Here is a 16,885-nt window from a genome sequence, read left to right as displayed (position 1 = left end):
ATTGTACGACCTTCAAATCGTGGATTCTCCAGAATCTTTTGGAAATGATGGTGAAAAAGTATGACTGATCACAGTAACACGCGTGTCGTTGTCGGCATGAGTGGTGGGGTTGACTCATCCGTCGTGGCATTGTTGTTAAAGCAGCAAGGCTATGACGTGGTGGGGGTCTTTATGAAGAATTGGGATGATACTGACGAAAACGGGGTTTGTACCGCGACCGAGGATTACAAGGACGTGGCTAAAGTTGCCGATAAAGTTGGGATTCCATATTATTCAATCAACTTTGAAAAGGAGTATTGGGATCGGGTCTTCACGTACTTCTTAGATGAGTACAAAAAAGGCCGGACGCCAAATCCGGATGTTATCTGCAACAAGGAAATCAAGTTTAAGGCTTTCTTGGACTATGCGATGGATTTAGGGGCGGATTATATTGCCACTGGTCATTACGCACGGTTGCAGCATGATGAAGATGGCACAATGCACCTATTGCGTGGCGTTGATAGCAATAAGGACCAGACTTATTTCTTAAGCCAGTTGGATTCTAAGACGTTGTCAAAGGTAATGTTCCCACTTGGCGATATGATTAAGCCAGATGTTCGGAAATTAGCTTTGAATGCAGGCTTAGCAACGGCGAAGAAGAAGGACTCAGTCGGAATTTGTTTCATTGGCGAGAAGAATTTCAAGGAATTTTTAGGCCATTACTTACCAGCAACGCCTGGTAAGATGATGACGGACCAAGGCGAAGTTAAGGGCGAGCATGCCGGTTTAATGTATTACACGATTGGACAGCGTCGTGGCCTTGGCATCGGTGGCGATGGTGAGGATAACGAACCATGGTTTGTCATTGGTAAGGATTTGAAGCAAAATATCTTGTACGTCGGCAAGGGTTACCATAATCCACACCTCTATGCGACCTATTTAGAGGCGTCTGATTTGCACTTTGTCACCAATGAAGATTTAGGTAATGATTTTCATGTGACCGCCAAGTTCCGGTACCGGCAGACTGATTCTGGTGTGACCGTACACTTTAATGACGATCATACGCAAGTGCGGGTCACCTTTGACGAACCGGTGCGGGCGATTACGCCTGGTCAAGCCGTGGTCTTTTACAACGGTGAGGAATGTTTAGGTTCTGGGATGATTGATGCTGCTTATAATGATGAGCGTGTTTTGCAATATATCTAAGTTCGGTTAGTGACTTAAATGAGCTTATTTAGGGCTCCTGATGACGACTTGTCGCCATTAGGGGCCTTTTTTTAAAATGGGGTCTTGCATTTCTAGCTAGGGTTGCTTAAGCTAAGGGAAAGAATGGATATATAGGATTGGGCGATTATGGAAAAATTACGGCGGTTTAATTTTTTTGACACGTTATCGAAAAAAATGGTAGCGGGATTTATTTTAGTGATTACGATGGGGACGGTTTTATTATCGTTACCAATTGCGGCACAAAGCGGGCAAGCAACGGCATTGATTAATACGTTATTTACGGCCACTTCAGCCACTTGTATCACCGGGTTAAATGTGGTTGCAATGACCCATTGGACGTTGTTTGGTAAAATCGTCATTATGGGATTGTCAGAAGTCGGTGCGTTGGGTTACATGACGTTTGCAGTCTTGATTTCAAATTTAATGCGGCGCAACTTGGGCCTATCAACACAATTGTTAGTCAAGGAATCACTGAATCTTGAGAATTTAAGTGATACGAAAAGTGTTATGCAATATGTCATTGGCCTGTCGTTATTATTTCAATTAGGCGGCTTTGGGCTATTAGCCCTTGATTTTGTCCCACGCTATGGCTGGCAGTCAGGTCTTTTTTTATCGTTATTTCATGCCATCATGTCATTTTGTAATGCTGGTTTTAATATCTTTACCAACGGTATGGCGACTTTTCAGAGTGATCCGTACGTCTTGCTGGTGACGATGGTGCTCGTGATTGCGGGTGGCCTGGGATTCTTAGTCTGGCGTGATCTATTACTTTATCATGAGCGTCACCGCTTGAGCTTGAACTCAAAATTAACATTGGTGACCACGATTAGTCTGTTTGTCTTAGGCTTTATCTTGTTACTAGTGACTGAACGAGGGCTGGCACTATTGCCAGCAGATACCAGTTGGCTTGATCGGATTATGAACACCTTATTTATGAGTGTTTCACCACGAACGGCGGGTTTTTCAGTGATTCCAGTTACCCGGTTACAGGCTGGGAGTGTCTTAGTGATTATGGTCCTGATGTTTATCGGGGGGACCCCTGGATCAACTGCCGGGGGGATTAAAACGACTACCTTTGGGATTTTAGTCTTTCAAAGTATTGCCCAATTGCGTGGTCGTGCGGATGTCGAATATGGTCATCGACGGTTTAGTCAAAATAACTTGAACCGGGCATTATTATTAGTCTTTTTAGCGAGTGTAGTTTTAACCGTGGCGGCGTTGATTTTAGCGCAAACGGAGACAATTCCTAAAGGGATGGGCTTGGAATACATTGTCTTTGAAGTTTTATCGGCTTTTGGCACAGTTGGCTTAAGTCTTGGCTTAACGGCTAAATTAACATTAGTGGGAAAATTTGTGATTATGCTACTAATGTTTATTGGCCGGGTGGGTATTTTTACGTCGCTCTATGCTTTATCACGGCGACAAGCGAAAACGAATTTGATTCGTTATCCTGAAGAAAATATTTTGATTGGTTAAGGGGGACGATGTTGCATGAAAAAGAATTTTGCAGTGTTTGGCTTAGGACGCTTCGGTGAAAGCGTGGTCCGGACGTTAGCGGCTGCGCAACAAGAAGTACTAGCCGTGGACATTCATGAGGGTCCGGTTAATAAATTGATGGATGTTGCAACGCAAACGATGATTGCGGATACGCGCGATGAGGCCGTTTTAAAGGAATTAAATATTGATAGTTTTGATTATGTTATTATCGGAATTGGTAATAATATGGAAGCCAGTATTTTAACGACCATGTTAAGTAAGGAACAAGGCGCTAAACATGTGATTGCAAAGGCTGAGACGAGTGATCAAGGGCGAGTTTTAGAACGTGTCGGGGCGGACAAGGTGGTCTTCCCAGAGCGTGATATGGGGCATACCATCGTCCGAAAATTACTGACGAATCATATTCTGAATTTTATTGATTTAAGTGATGAATACACCTTAGCCGCAATTGAGATTACTGATGATAATTTAACGAACCAGAATCTAATTGATCTAAAATTTCGCAAACGGTATGGCTTGACCGTGATTGCCATTAAGCATGGGGCTGATATTAACGTGTCACCACAGCCAACCGATACAATTGCGTTACACGATGTGTTAACCGTCGTTGGACCGATTAAAGGGGTTCGCGAATTAGATGCAGCGCTAACGAAGTAGCTTAGAACGGTAACCATTAGGGGACCGTTTTTTTAGTTGCAGCGTTTAATTAACTAGTTGACATAATTTTAATTTATAGTAGTTGGAGAACTTTTTGAAAACTACGGCTAAAACTGGCATAATAGAAAGTATAATTAGGGTCGAAATTGTGATTGAGATGAGGAAGTAATGATTTGACAAAACTACTATTTGTTCGCCATGGAAAAACGGAATGGAACTTGGAGGGCCGTTATCAAGGGTCTCAAGGTGATTCACCGTTGTTACCAGCGAGCTATGATGAAATTCATCAATTAGCGGCGGCTTTACATGATATTCAGTTTAGCCATATTTATGCGAGTCCCTTAAAACGAGCACGGGATACAGCAATGACGCTCCAACAAGATTTAAGTCAACCGGGCTTGTCGCTGACGATTTTGAGTCGCTTACGTGAATTTAATTTAGGAAAAATGGAAGGGATGGCATTTACTGACGTAGCAGAGCGCTATCCGCTGGAATTTGAAGATTTTCGGCAACATCCTGATCATTATGATCCCACAACGATTCATGGCGAGAGTTTTCAGCAATTATTAAAACGAATGACGCCGGCAATTAATCAAATCGTCGCTGCTAATCCACGTCGGACCGATAATGTATTGGTCGTGAGTCACGGTGCGGCTTTAAATGCCTTAGTGAATACGTTACTGGGGGCCTCATTAGCGACTTTACGGCAACGTGGTGGCTTATCAAATACGAGCACGACGATTTTAGAAACGCGCGATCGTGGTAAGCATTATAACTTATTACTATGGAATGATACGTCATATTTGTCCCGAGAACCTGATCCCACAGATACGATTTAGGAGGTGGCCGGACTTGGCTAAGACGAAAGCAGCAACTAAAGCAGCACAACAGGCTTTAATTCATCAACTGGTCACGACGATTGACCACCATCCAGATGATTATCAGGCTTATTATGATTTGACCGTGGTTCTAACCGCTGGTCAAGATTATGAACAAGCTGAGGCGTTAGCGATGAAAGCGTTAGGTCGTTTCGAGCAAGTGACGCGGGCACATAATCTTTTAACGTATGCGCTCGGCAATATCTATTATCAAGCTGGAGAATATAATCGGGCGTTAGCGGCTTATCAAACGATTGATGACCCAAAGTTAAAGGCCGATGCTTATTTAATGATGGCACAGACGTTAATGGCTAAAAAAGATTATCAACATGCGCTGGTTTGGGCGTTAACGGTTCAAGAACAACGGCCCACGGCGATTGACGTGAATCTGTTAACGGCAAACATTTTACTTGCGTTAGGCAATAATGAACAGGCATACGACTTTTATCAAAAAGTATTGGCTCAAAATCCGCAGCATGGTCCGGCTAATTTTAATGCTGGCTTAACGGCGATGGTGCTGGGTAAACCGTATGCGGCCTTATTTGCTAAGGCCAAACAATATGATGCGGCGTATTTTAAAGCCCACCAACAACAGTTAAGTGATATTGAAAAAACCGTTGCGGCAGCGGATAAAGTGCCACACAAAAATCAAAAAGCGTAAGGTGGTGTCCTAGTGACGACAACAAATCAAAGTTTATTTGCTGCGGATGATAATAGCCAAACGGTGACGCACTTTGTAGTTGGCAAAGTGGCGACCGTTTTTTTTAGTAGCGCGGATAGTTTTTACAAAGTTCTATTGGTCAAAGTAACGGAACAAAATATTGACTGGTCAGAAGACGAAATTGTAGTCACTGGGAGTTTTGCAGATATTCAGGAAGAGGCCACGTATAAGTTTACGGGTAAGACCGTCCGCCATCCTAAATATGGGACTCAATTTCAAGCTGATAACTATCAAAATGAGACGCCGACTTCACGTAGCGGCCTCATCGCGTATTTAGCGGGGAGTGACTTTCCTGGATTAGGTCGTCGTACGGCTGAACGGATTGTTGATACCTTAGGTGAAAATGCCATTGATGCAATCTTAGCTGACCCTAAGGTTTTACGCCCAATTGGATTAAGAGCCTCAGTTCAACAGACTTTGTTGGATACGTTACGCGTGAATAACGGCCTAGAGCAGACGATCATTGGGTTGAATGCGTACGGTTTTGGGAGTCGGTTAGCGGCGGCTATCTACGCCAAGTATCAAGGCGATACATTAAGTGTCATTCAGGAAAATCCTTATCAATTGGTGGAAGATATCAAAGGGGTGGGCTTTAAAAAGGCAGACCAGATTGCGATGCAGTTACAAATTGATCCCCAAGCGGACAATCGGTTACGAGCAGGGCTATTAACTGAAATCACCGAAACTAGTGCGCAAAATGGCGATACGTATACGACTGCTAAGCCCCTACTAACGGCGACGATGCAACTACTTGAAACTGCGCGGCATGTTGCCATTGATCCACAAAAATTAGCGGATCAATTAGTGGCTTTAGCGCAAGACAATCAAATTGTTGGCGATGAGAATCGAATTTATTTACGCGATTTGTACGAGGCCGAATGGGGCATTGCGGAGCATCTAAAACGCCTAAATGATGCGGATAATGATGGCAACTTAACGGCGGCAAAAGTTGACCGGGCGATTGAACATGTTGCTAAGGCGAGTCAATTAACTTATGATGCCTCGCAGACCCAAGCCTTAAAGTCGGCGATTACGGCGCACCTGTTTCTTTTGACGGGGGGACCGGGGACTGGTAAGACAACAATCATTCGTGGGTTGGTGGCATTATTTGCGGAGCTCCATGACGTGTCATTAGATTTAGAGCAATATAAAGACAAGTCTTTTCCTATCTTGTTAGCGGCACCCACGGGTCGCGCGGCCAAGCGAATGGCTGAAACAACTGGGTTACCTGCTAGTACCATTCATCGGCTATTGGGGTTAACGGGACGGGAAGATGGTCCTGAAATGCCAACGAAAGATTTAGAAGGCGGAATCTTAATTATCGATGAAATGTCGATGGTTGATACCAAGCTTTTCCGGTTACTATTACAAGCCGTGCCCAGTCATATGCAGGTCATTTTGGTGGGAGATAAGGATCAATTACCATCGGTTGGTGCGGGACAAGTCTTTCATGATTTACTAAAAAGTCCGCAACTGCCGCAAATTGAATTAACAACGATTTATCGTCAGGATGATGATTCAAGCATTATTCCGTTGGCCCATGCCATTAAGAATGGGCGCTTGCCAGCGGATTTCACGGTCAATCAAAAAGACCGCTCATTCATTGCTTGTGGGGCGTATCAAGTTGACCACATCATTGAACAGATTGTGGCTAAAGCGCAGACTCGTGGTTTTTCAGCGGATGATGTTCAAATCTTAGCGCCGATGTATCGGGGCGCCGCCGGTATTGATCAATTAAATACAACCGTTCAAAATATTTTTAACCCGGTTAAGTCCAAGCGACAAAAACAATTAACTTATAACGGGCAACAATTTCGGGTTGGTGACAAAGTCCTACACTTAGTCAATTCGCCGGAAGACAATGTTTTTAATGGTGATATTGGAAAAATTGTTGGGATTGATTTGGCAAATGACCCACATAATAAGAGCAAAAAAGATCAAATTACGATTGCTTTTGAACAAAATGAAGTGGTCTATCAACGCAGTGATTGGAACCGATTGACGTTGGCTTATAGTATGTCGATCCATAAGGCGCAAGGTAGTCAGTTTAAAATGGTGATCTTACCGATGGTGCCACAATTTTCACGGATGCTACAACGTAATTTGTTGTATACGGCCGTGACGCGTGCCGAACAAATGTTGATTTTAGTGGGTGATGTTAAGTCATTTGAGCGGAGCGTTAGCAATGAGTCGGTCAATCGGTTAACGACCTTGACACAACGATTACAACAAGTCTTTGCGGGTGAGGCGGTCACCAATCCTGTGACGAAGCCAGCTGTAACTGAACCTGAATCAAGTCCAGTGGCGCCAACACCGGCACCTGCGTCTGAACCAACTGCAAGTCCGACCGCTGATCAGCGATTAACACCGGCCATGATTCGAAATGGGCAGATTGATCCGATGATTGGCATGGACGGGATTAAACCGACTGATTTCATGGCACAAGCAACCTAGTTCTAATTAATTGTTAGTTACAACTAATGGAAAAAGCGACGATTCAGTCAGATTGGACCTGTTTTTGTGAGACGACACTGCTATAATTAAGAATGTTTGTCATGAAACTATTTTTTGGAGGTTGTTATGTCAGTAGATGAATCAAATACCAAGCTGAAATTATTTGCCTTGAATTCTAATATGCCATTAGCGCAAAAGATTTCGGAACGCGTCGGTATTCCGTTAGGCCAAAGTTCGGTCAAGCGGTTTAGTGATGGTGAAATTCAAATTAATATTGAAGAAAGTATTCGTGGCGCCGAAGTATTTGTCATTCAATCAATTTCAGAACCAGTCAATGATACGATTTTAGAATTATTGATTATGATTGATGCACTTCGTCGGGCTAGTGCGGCTGAAATTAACGTGGTGATTCCTTATTATGGTTATTCACGTCAAGATCGGAAAGCGCGTTCACGGGAACCAATTACGGCCAAATTAATTGCAACCTTGTTAGAAAAAGATCGCGCCACGCGGATTTTAACGATTGATTTGCATGCTGCGCAAATCCAAGGTTTCTTTGATATTCCAGTCGACCATTTAATTGCTGCGCCAATTTTGGCAAGTTACTTTAAAGATCGTGGGATTACTGACAATTTGGTCGTGGTTTCACCCGATCATGCTGGCGTTTCCCGGGCCCGCAAGATGGCTGAACTATTAGGAGCCCCAATTGCGATTATTGACAATCGCCATCCGGATGATGATAGCCAAGTGCCAAGTAGTATTATTGGTGAAGTCAAAGATCGTATCGCGATTGTTATTGATGATATGATTGATACGGGAACCCGGTTCGATGTTTCAGCACAGGCCTTAAAACAAGCTGGGGCAGCTAAAATTTATGGTTGTGCAACACATGCCATTTTCTCACAAGATGCGCCTGAAAAACTACAAAATTCAGCTTTAGAAAAAGTTATCGTGACGGATACGATTCAAATTCCGGCCACTAAACATTTCGACAAGTTAGTTCAACTTTCAGTGGGACCATTGTTAGGTGATGCCATTAAGTTAGTTCATGAACAACAGCCGGTTGATCGGTTATTTAATTCAGAAATTTAAAGTTGTTTAATAATGGGAGCCCAGTTACCAGGGGTTCTCTTTTTATTCGACTAGGTAAAGGCACCAATCTGTTATACAATAAGGCTATTGTTATTAAGGGGGTGGCTGTAATTGAAGAATAAAGCCATTACGATTAAGGATGTCGCCAAACATTCAGGGGTGTCAATTTCAACGGTTTCACAAATTTTAAATGGTAACGGTGATAAATTTAGTACTAAAACAGTCGCCAAAGTTATTGCGGCTAAAGATGATCTTAATTATGAGCCTGATTATTTTGCTCGGCGGATGGTCATGAAACGGAGTCAAACGATTGGGGTATTAGTCCCGGATATTACGAATCCATTTTTTAGTGCCTTAATTCGAGGAATTGAGGCTGGCTTATATCAAGAAAATTTTATTACGATGTTGTGTAATGCTGATTTGGATGAAACTAAGGAACAAAGTTATCTGGCCGAGTTAAGTCGTCGCGGCGTTGATGGGTTTATTATTGCCAGTTCAGCGGTTTCTAATCAGGCCATTAATCAGATTTTACGGGCGAATCAGCATCCGTTTATTGTTTTAGATCAAAAGAAGGCTGAAGGTGTTAGTGATGCGGTCTTAACGGATGACTTTATGGGCGGTCGTTTGGCGGCTGAACATTTGAAAAAATTAGGCCATCAACAAGTCGCTATCTTATTGCCAGCTGCTGCCCCCGCTAATATTTTGCAACGGTTAGCTGGATTTCGAACGGTCTATGCATCGGAAAATAGTCCAATCATCTATACGGCATTAACCAAGCAAGCGGGGTGTCAGGCGGTACCGGCCATTCTAGCGACGGCAGCCACGGCTTTATTTGCCGTTAGTGATGAGATTGCGATTGGGCTGTACTTAGGATTGGCACGGGCCGGCAAACGAATTCCGGCTGATTATAGTATCGTGGGTTATGATGACATCGAGATGTGTCAATATGTGGTCCCACAGTTAACAACTGTGGCGCAACCGATAGTTGAGTTAGGGCAAACTGCTGCCGCCTTATTGTTAGAACGTATTCAACAGCCGCAAAAACCATGGGAAGAAAAACGGTTACCAGTTCAATTAATTGAAAGATTTTCAACGGCACATTTGAATTAAGTTTCAAAATGTGCTATATTTTTGTTGGCCTATTAAAACGTTTTCATAAAACGTTTTAATCAGCAAATAATCTTATTAACACACACAATTAATTGGAGGTCCCAATGATGAAAACAATCACAATTATCGGTAGTATTAATTTAGATCGAACGATTCGGGTTAAACAGATGCCTAAGCCGGGTGAAACGATGCATACGAAAGAAATCTTTTCAGCGGGTGGTGGTAAAGGGGCTAATCAAGCTGTTGCAGCGCAACGTTCAGCAGCTAAAACTAACTTTATTGGTGCAGTTGGCGATGATGATGCCGGTAAAGCGATGTTAGAATTGTTGACCCAAGAAAAGATTGATTTGACCGGAGTGACCACTTTGAAAAATCAATCGACTGGGCAAGCTTACGTGGTTGTGGATGATGCCGGTGAGAATCAAATTATGATTCATGCTGGCGCTAATATGGCGTTTACGCCCGCAGATGTTGCTGAACAAGCCAATCTGATTAAAGCCAGTGATTTTGTCATTGCTCAATTTGAAAGCGCTACCGATAGTACGACGGCTGCCTTCAAAATTGCCCGCCAGGCTGGGGTGAAAACGATTTTGAATCCAGCACCGGCGATGGTTAAGGTGCCAGCTGATTTATTAGCTGTGACTGATATGATTGTCCCCAACGAAACTGAAACTGAGACCTTGACGGGAATTAAAATTACGGATGAAGCAAGTATGTTAAAAGCAGCGGCTGATTTACATCAACTTGGTATTGCCGCAGTTATTATCACGATTGGCAGCAAAGGGGCCTTTTATGATGTCGCTGGGCAACATGGCATTATTCCAGCTTTCAAGGTAAATGCCGTGGATACGACGTCAGCGGGCGACACCTTTATTGGCGCCATGAGTAGCCAACTAGAACCCGATTTTAGTAATTTAGCCACTGCCATTCGTTATGGCAATCGAGCTTCATCATTAGCGGTCCAACGGTTTGGTGCGCAACCATCTATTCCATACAAAAGTGAATTAATCGAGGAGGACAAGTAAAATGAAAAAAGGTAAAGTGATTAACTCTGATTTATCTCGGGTCATTGCGCAAATGGGTCATTTTGATAAACTAAGTCTTGGGGATGCTGGGATGCCAGTCCCAATGGGAACTGAAAAGATTGATTTAGCCGTGGACAACGGCATTCCTAGTTTTATGCAAGTGCTAAATAATGTGTTAGAAGAACTAGAAGTCCAACGGATTTATTTAGCAGCTGAAATTAAAACGGACAATCCCCAGATGTTGACACAAATTAAAAAGCGGTTACCAGATACGCCAATTACGTTTATTCCGCATACTGAAATGAAGCAAGCGTTAAATGAGTGTCGCGCGTTTGTTCGAACTGGTGAAATGACGTCCTATGCGAATATCTTATTGGAAAGTGGCGTCACCTTTTAGCTTATCAGCTTAAAAACACCTAGGAGGAAAACAATATGCACGCAACGGCATTACTAATTGGGCTAGGGCCCTTAATCGGGTGGGGGTTATATCCCACCATCGCTTCAAAAATCGGGGGGCGTCCCGTTAATCAGATTTTAGGTTCAACGCTGGGAACTTTCATCTTTGCTTTGATTTTTGCTTGGACCCAAGGCCTGTCACTCCCGCAAGGCCATGATTTGTTTTTTTCCATTTTATCAGGAATTGGTTGGGCCAGTGCTCAAATTATCACGTTCAAAGCTTTCGCAATGGTCGGATCATCGCGGGCAATGCCTGTAACCACGGCCTTTCAATTGCTGGGAGCCTCATTATGGGGCGTTATTGCCTTGGGTGATTGGCCAGGGATGACTGCGAAGATTCTCGGCGGCTTGGCCTTGATTCTAATTATTATTGGGGCCAGCTTGACAGTGTGGTCAGAGCAGCGAGATGCTGGTAATAGGCGGTTGTTGCGGCGTGCGGTATTGTGGTTAGCCGGTGGTGAGATTGGTTATTGGGCTTATTCTGCCGCCCCACAAGCCACTAATTTGAATGGGATGCAGGCCTTTTTACCACAAGCTATCGGGATGTTATTAGTTGGGCTTGGTTATGCACTTTGGTTAACCGTGCGTGGTGAAAAATTGGCGTTAGTTGAAAAAGTTTCTTATCAGCATATATTTTCAGGACTCTTCTTTGCTTTTGCGGCGTTGACCTATTTAATTTCGGCTCAACCGGATATGAACGGGTTGGCAACTGGATTTATCTTGTCACAAACATCGGTTGTCTTAGCAACGTTAACTGGAATTTGGTTCTTAGGCCAAAAGAAAACCCCAAAGGAAATGCGAATTACGATTTTGGGGCTACTCCTGATTTTAGCCGCAGCCACGGTCACTGTTTTGATTTAAAATGAGTTGAAAATATGAATTGAGAGTGTTTGGAGGCCATCCAAATGCTCTTTTTATTTGGTATTCAATTGACAAATTAAAATCTGATGTTAATATTAAAATTAAATAAGAAAATGAAAGAACGTTTAAGATAGCAATTTTAGTGAATGACATATCAGTGGTTAATAGTATTCTAGAGGGCGATATGACAAGGATTTTAGCTTGATCTGTTGCCTTTTTACTTTGTCATAATTGGGATACCACTTTCATGATAGTAGCTGCTAACTTTATCTTGGGCGAAAAAGTAAAGCAATTAGAAAAAACAGCAACACCAGTAAATGCACGTTAGGGAGATTAAGTCATGACGATCGTAAAAAGAAATAGATTATATGTTTATGCGTTTTGGGGGGCGTTGTTTTTTGAGCGTTCTATTTGGATCAACTATTTACACCATCAGGGATTTACGACTTTACAAATTGGGTTCTTGTAAACGCTATTAACCTTAGCCATGTTCATTTTTGAATTGCCATCTGGAGTTTTAACAGATCGACTTGGGCCTAGAAGGACGATGAACTTTGGCCATGTTTTAATCATCATTTATTTATTAACGATGCTCTTTGCGGTTAACTATTTTAGTTTAATCGTTGGATTTTTAGCCTATGGTATTGGCTTGTCGCTTATTTCTGGTAGTGATCAAACGTTGATTTATCAGATCAATCCAGAGCAAAGCTATCAGCATAAGATAGGTATCTTTGAAGCAATTATGATTATTGGACTCACGATAAGTTCTTTGATAGGCGGGGCCTTAACAACTATTTCATGGGATGCTATTTTTATTGCAGGTATTCTGACGCAACTAGTTGCCATAATATTGTTAGTCCTCTTAAAAAAACAAACCCATGAAGAGAAGCTTAGCGATGATGAACTGCCCATGTCATTGAAAAACTTGGCTATTGAACTGCTTAAAATGTTAAAAAAAAAGGCATGTCAGATACTTGGTCATGACAATTTCAGTTTTTCAAAGTGCGATTTCAGTGTTGCTTAACTTTGCGCAACTTTTATTCTCTGCCAAACATTTTTCAGCATTTCAAACGGCGATTATTTTGACGATTGCGCTAGCTTTTTCTGCTGTAGCGTCAGTGTCGATTGAAAAAATCTCAGCAAAAATTGGCAACAGACGTGCTATCTTTTTATTTTTGTCTGTCACAATTGCGATGTTTGTTAGTTTAAAGAGTAATACGGCCGCGGTAATCGTACTGGGGTTTCTCTTGATCCAATTTAGTTTTGAATTTGTCGATACTTCATTAAATGCGGTTGTACAAGACTTAGCTAATGACAAAATACGCACGTCGCTCATTTCAAGTGTGAATACATTGACTGCGGGATTAATGTTTTTCGAGACCATGTTAACGTCGGCGTTATTTTCGGTGTTTGGTGTTGAGAACTCATTCATTTTATTTGGGATTGTGGTAGCCAGCGTGACCTTGTTGTTATATAGTGCTTTCCTAGTTACTCAAAAGCGAACTAACTGAAATGGTTAAAGCACAATATTGGTCTTGAAAAAATGTCAAAACTAACGATTTAAATGAGTAACTGGTCAGAATAAGGCCTGCTAAAAGGTCTTTTTTTGTGCGAGCAGTTGAGACTCAAAGTTGACCAGCTTGAATTTGGTTTCAGGCGTCATTAAAACCGTTGGGTTATCAAACTGTTAGAAAAATGATAGTGGTTTCAAACATTGGTTTACCGGCTAATTGTATTAATCTGGCACTAGCAATTAGTTGACAAAATTAAACGGACTGTTTTATAAAAAAGTAAGTGATTGTAGTTTGTATTTTTCTAAAATGTGCTACAATAAAGTTATGATTTGTAAAAGGTGTTAAGTTTTTCTTAAAGTCTAATTGCGGCGCACCGGTATTTTAATTCTGATTTAGGAAATTTTAATTTTCCAAAGGAGTGAAGTTAATGTCACAAGCACATACAACGGGCAAGGTTCTAGCCAGTACGGTTGGTGCCGTTGGTTTATTGCTTGCCACAGGACAAGCTGCCAATGCGGCTTCAGTCACCGTTAAGCAAAACGATACGGTCTGGGGCCTCGCTCAGCAACATGGGGTGTCGGTTAAGAGTATTGAAAAGTTAAATCAACAAGCACTTAACGGAAACACGAGTTTAATTTATGTTGGTCAAAAATTACAAGTTAGTGGTAAATCAGGTCAGACATCATCAGCAAAAGGTACATATACCGTTAAAGCTGGCGATACGCTGTGGGATTTAGCTGACGCGTATCAAACGACAGTTCAAAAGTTACAAAAGTTAAATGGATTGTCTAGTGATCTTATTGTCACTGGTCAAACATTGAAGGTTTCTGGAACAAGCACCCAGCAATCAACTCGCTCAGTGGCTAAGACCAGTGCTAACGCAACGACGGCGAATAAGACGTCAGTTGCAGCGTCTTCATCAGCAACGAAGACTACGACTGACAATAATAGTAGTAGTACTGCAGCGACTAGCGCTAGCTCAACAAGTCAGGTTAGTGCAAGTTCAGCTGCATCAACCAGTAGTAGCGCTACAAGCGATACAGAAGTTCAGGGTTCTGTAAGTGCTAGCCTCAGTTCGTCAACAACCGATGCGACCAGTGCTAGCTCTGAAACTAGCAGCAGTCAGGTTAGTTCATCAGCAGCAACGTCTGCCAGTTCAACGTCCGCTGTTGCTGAGTCAGTTGTCTTGAATACAGTGGCGACTAGCAGTAGTAGTACCACCGCTAGTCAAAGCAGTAGCTCTGCCGCAAGTCAAAGCAGCAGTACAGCGAGTCAAAGTAGTTCATCAGCATCACAAAGTAGTTCTGTTGCGAGCCAAAGTAGTAGTACGGCCAGTCAAAGCAGCACGACTCCTGCGAGCCAAAGTAGTAGCTCAGCTAGTCAAAGTACCAGTACGGCAAGTGCTAGCAGTTCAGTAGCAACGCAAAGTAGCTCAGCTGCAAGTCAAAGCAGTTCAACTGCAGCCACGACAACCACGACGCAAAGCAGCAGTTCAGCGGCCACATCAACCGCTTCACAGGCTAGTTCAAGCTCACAAGCAGTGACGACTAGCAGTAGCAGTACTGCCACTGCTAGCACGTCTGATTTGACGACTGGTTCAGTGACTAGTCTTGCTTTGAAGTTAGCTGATGCAAATATTCCTTATGTTTGGGGTGGCGCAAGCTTATCCGGGATGGATTGTTCTGGCTTAGTTTCTTACGTCTTCCAGCATGCTGCTGGGATTAGTTTGCCACATAACACTGTCTCACAAGAAGGTTATGTGACAACGCATTCAGTTGCAGATGCTAAACCAGGCGATATCTTATTCTGGGGTAGTCGGGGTTCGACTTGGCATGACGCGATTTATATTGGTAACAACCAATATGTTGCCGCACCAACCGAAGGTGAAAATGTTCAAGTTCAAACAATCAGCACTTATTTTGCCCCAAGTTTTGCCGGTACGGTGAACTAATAATTAACGTTAAAACTAACAGCCAGCTTCCTACGATCAGTGGGCTAGCTTGGCTGTTTTTGCGTTAGTTATTTTTTCAAAAATTTTGATTTATTATTTAGCGGCGTTGTGGTATATTAAATCTGCTGTTTTTAAATTAAAAAATTAAGAATGATGGTTTTAAGGGAGTGTTTAAGGTGAGTAACAGATTTGAAATTCTGGAAGAATACCAAGAGGCTAATACGGAATTGGATCATTTGAAAGGATTAGCTGATCGGCAACGTGATCGTTCTCGAGTGGTCACGATTTACCCGCATTTGAATGAGCGGGTTAGTCATCTTTCAAAAAAATGTGAACAGCTTAATATGCTTCTGGAAGCAATTAACGCTTCTGAAGATTAATCAAAAAAGTCGAACTTACGAAAAATTTCCTTTCGTAAGTTCGACTTTTTTATTAATGATCATGAATGCTGGTGTCAATCCAAAAAGGATAGGTTTGGGTTGATAAATATAAATCGTAATTTCGATTACCGATAATTTGACCATCCATTTGACCGATTTCAACGGAATTAACTAGTAGATGTAATTTTGCGCTACGGTAATGATGGACAAAGCGTGAGTTAAGATGCCGGCCACCCATTAATAAGAGGGCAAACAGCCATAGGATAATCCACCAATGTGGTTCCTCTACAACAATTAACTCTAGTTGTTCATCGTGGATATTTGCGTGGGGCAGAATCTTAACGCCGCCACCAAAGTACGGGTGATTAGAGACCGTACATAAAAAAGCATGCCGATAAGTGTCACGTTGTCGGCCAACATGAACAGTCAATGGATAACCGACCTGTTGGGAGTAAGCTTTGAGGGCGTTACTCAAGTAGGACCAACGTCCTAAGCGGCCTTTTTGTTTACTGCGATTAGTGTCGTCAACGATTTGGGCATCAAAGCCTAACCCGACATTATTAACAAAGTACCGGTGGTCATTTTTTAACGTTTCATGGTAGACACCGATGTTTAAAGGTCGGGGACGTAAATTGTTTAGAATTTGAGCAAGTGCGATTTCTGGATCAGTTGCCATCCCGAGTCCGCGAGCAAAGTCATTACCGGAACCACCAGGGAGGTAGGCAATTGGGATAGGTTCTGCTAATGGAACCTGCATGAGGCCATTCAGTGCTTCATTTAACGAACCATCGCCGCCAATCACCAATAGAATGGGCGTGACATTTGGCTGCCGATGCAAATTTTTCGCAAATTGGGTGGCTAGCAGGGTGGTGTGTCCAGCATATTCAGACACATGATACTCGAAACGGATTTGACGTTGTTCCAAGATTGGTTTAACAGTTTTCCAAACGGTTTTACCATGACCAGAGCCAGCTAGTTCGTTAATAATAATGTTGTATTCAGCAATCAAATTTACACCTCACAAAGATCGATCAGTTAAAACTGACCCTTACACCACAAAAAGCCGGAACAGGTGCGTTCCGG

16 protein-coding genes are annotated in these 16,885 nt (G+C 42.6%); 15 read left to right on the top strand and 1 reads right to left on the bottom strand.

Annotation, left to right across the window (positions count from 1 at the left end):
• The first annotated feature begins 60 nt into the window (after nt 1-60).
• The 15 genes from mnmA to C5Z26_RS03410 all read left to right on the top strand — a co-directional run bounded on the left by mnmA (nt 61) and on the right by C5Z26_RS03410 (nt 15,802).
• On the top strand, nt 61-1,185 hold the full coding sequence (gene mnmA / locus C5Z26_RS03480; protein WP_105448635.1) for a tRNA 2-thiouridine(34) synthase MnmA: 1,125 nt from the start codon (nt 61-63) through the stop codon (nt 1,183-1,185).
• 147 nt (nt 1,186-1,332) lie between these two features.
• Nucleotides 1,333-2,682 (top strand): TrkH family potassium uptake protein, encoded by a 1,350-nt coding sequence (locus C5Z26_RS03475; RefSeq protein WP_105448634.1) that lies wholly within the window; start codon nt 1,333-1,335, stop codon nt 2,680-2,682.
• A gap of 15 nt (nt 2,683-2,697) precedes the next feature.
• Nucleotides 2,698-3,360: a potassium channel family protein gene (locus tag C5Z26_RS03470; RefSeq protein ID WP_105448633.1), complete on the top strand. Its 663-nt coding sequence runs from the start codon at nt 2,698-2,700 to the stop codon at nt 3,358-3,360.
• A 173-nt stretch (nt 3,361-3,533) separates the two neighbouring features.
• A complete protein-coding gene (locus tag C5Z26_RS03465; RefSeq protein WP_105448632.1) occupies nt 3,534-4,199 on the top strand; it encodes a histidine phosphatase family protein in 666 nt (221 codons plus the stop codon).
• A 13-nt stretch (nt 4,200-4,212) separates the two neighbouring features.
• Nucleotides 4,213-4,899 (top strand): tetratricopeptide repeat protein, encoded by a 687-nt coding sequence (locus tag C5Z26_RS03460; RefSeq protein ID WP_105448631.1) that lies wholly within the window; start codon nt 4,213-4,215, stop codon nt 4,897-4,899.
• 12 nt (nt 4,900-4,911) lie between these two features.
• Nucleotides 4,912-7,413: an SF1B family DNA helicase RecD2 gene (recD2, locus tag C5Z26_RS03455; RefSeq protein ID WP_105448630.1), complete on the top strand. Its 2,502-nt coding sequence runs from the start codon at nt 4,912-4,914 to the stop codon at nt 7,411-7,413.
• A 126-nt stretch (nt 7,414-7,539) separates the two neighbouring features.
• Complete coding sequence (locus tag C5Z26_RS03450; RefSeq protein WP_105448629.1) at nt 7,540-8,505, top strand: ribose-phosphate diphosphokinase; 966 nt, start codon at nt 7,540-7,542, stop codon at nt 8,503-8,505.
• Between the two features lie 111 nt (nt 8,506-8,616).
• Entirely contained in the window at nt 8,617-9,615 is a 999-nt protein-coding gene (gene rbsR / locus C5Z26_RS03445) for a ribose utilization transcriptional repressor RbsR (protein WP_105448628.1), read from the top strand.
• A gap of 107 nt (nt 9,616-9,722) precedes the next feature.
• A complete protein-coding gene (gene rbsK / locus C5Z26_RS03440) occupies nt 9,723-10,640 on the top strand; it encodes a ribokinase (RefSeq protein ID WP_105448627.1) in 918 nt (305 codons plus the stop codon).
• Between the two features lies 1 nt (nt 10,641).
• Entirely contained in the window at nt 10,642-11,037 is a 396-nt protein-coding gene (gene rbsD / locus C5Z26_RS03435; RefSeq protein ID WP_105448626.1) for a D-ribose pyranase, read from the top strand.
• Nucleotides 11,038-11,072: 35 nt separating this feature from the next.
• Nucleotides 11,073-11,957: a ribose/proton symporter RbsU gene (rbsU, locus tag C5Z26_RS03430; RefSeq protein WP_105448625.1), complete on the top strand. Its 885-nt coding sequence runs from the start codon at nt 11,073-11,075 to the stop codon at nt 11,955-11,957.
• A 487-nt stretch (nt 11,958-12,444) separates the two neighbouring features.
• The gene (locus C5Z26_RS03425; protein ID WP_105448624.1) at nt 12,445-12,981 is read left to right on the top strand and encodes an MFS transporter; all 537 of its coding nucleotides are present in this window, start codon (nt 12,445-12,447) and stop codon (nt 12,979-12,981) included.
• Complete coding sequence (locus tag C5Z26_RS03420; protein WP_105448623.1) at nt 12,938-13,468, top strand: MFS transporter; 531 nt, start codon at nt 12,938-12,940, stop codon at nt 13,466-13,468. Before C5Z26_RS03425 ends, C5Z26_RS03420 begins: the two co-directional genes overlap by 44 nt.
• A 430-nt stretch (nt 13,469-13,898) precedes the next feature.
• The gene (locus tag C5Z26_RS03415) at nt 13,899-15,422 is read left to right on the top strand and encodes a C40 family peptidase (RefSeq protein WP_105448622.1); all 1,524 of its coding nucleotides are present in this window, start codon (nt 13,899-13,901) and stop codon (nt 15,420-15,422) included.
• A gap of 176 nt (nt 15,423-15,598) precedes the next feature.
• The gene (locus tag C5Z26_RS03410) at nt 15,599-15,802 is read left to right on the top strand and encodes a hypothetical protein (protein WP_105448621.1); all 204 of its coding nucleotides are present in this window, start codon (nt 15,599-15,601) and stop codon (nt 15,800-15,802) included.
• A 52-nt stretch (nt 15,803-15,854) separates the two neighbouring features.
• Here C5Z26_RS03410 and C5Z26_RS03405 read toward each other — a convergent pair whose 3' ends face one another.
• Complete coding sequence (locus C5Z26_RS03405; protein ID WP_105448620.1) at nt 15,855-16,811, bottom strand: diacylglycerol/lipid kinase family protein; 957 nt, start codon at nt 16,809-16,811, stop codon at nt 15,855-15,857.
• Between the last annotated feature and the right edge of the window lie 74 nt (nt 16,812-16,885).

This window comes from Lactobacillus sp. CBA3606, assembly GCF_002970935.1.
Taxonomy (GTDB): Bacteria; Bacillota; Bacilli; order Lactobacillales; family Lactobacillaceae; genus Lactiplantibacillus.
Note: the sequence above shows the minus strand (reverse complement) of the source record. Positions and strands in the feature narration are given on the sequence as shown.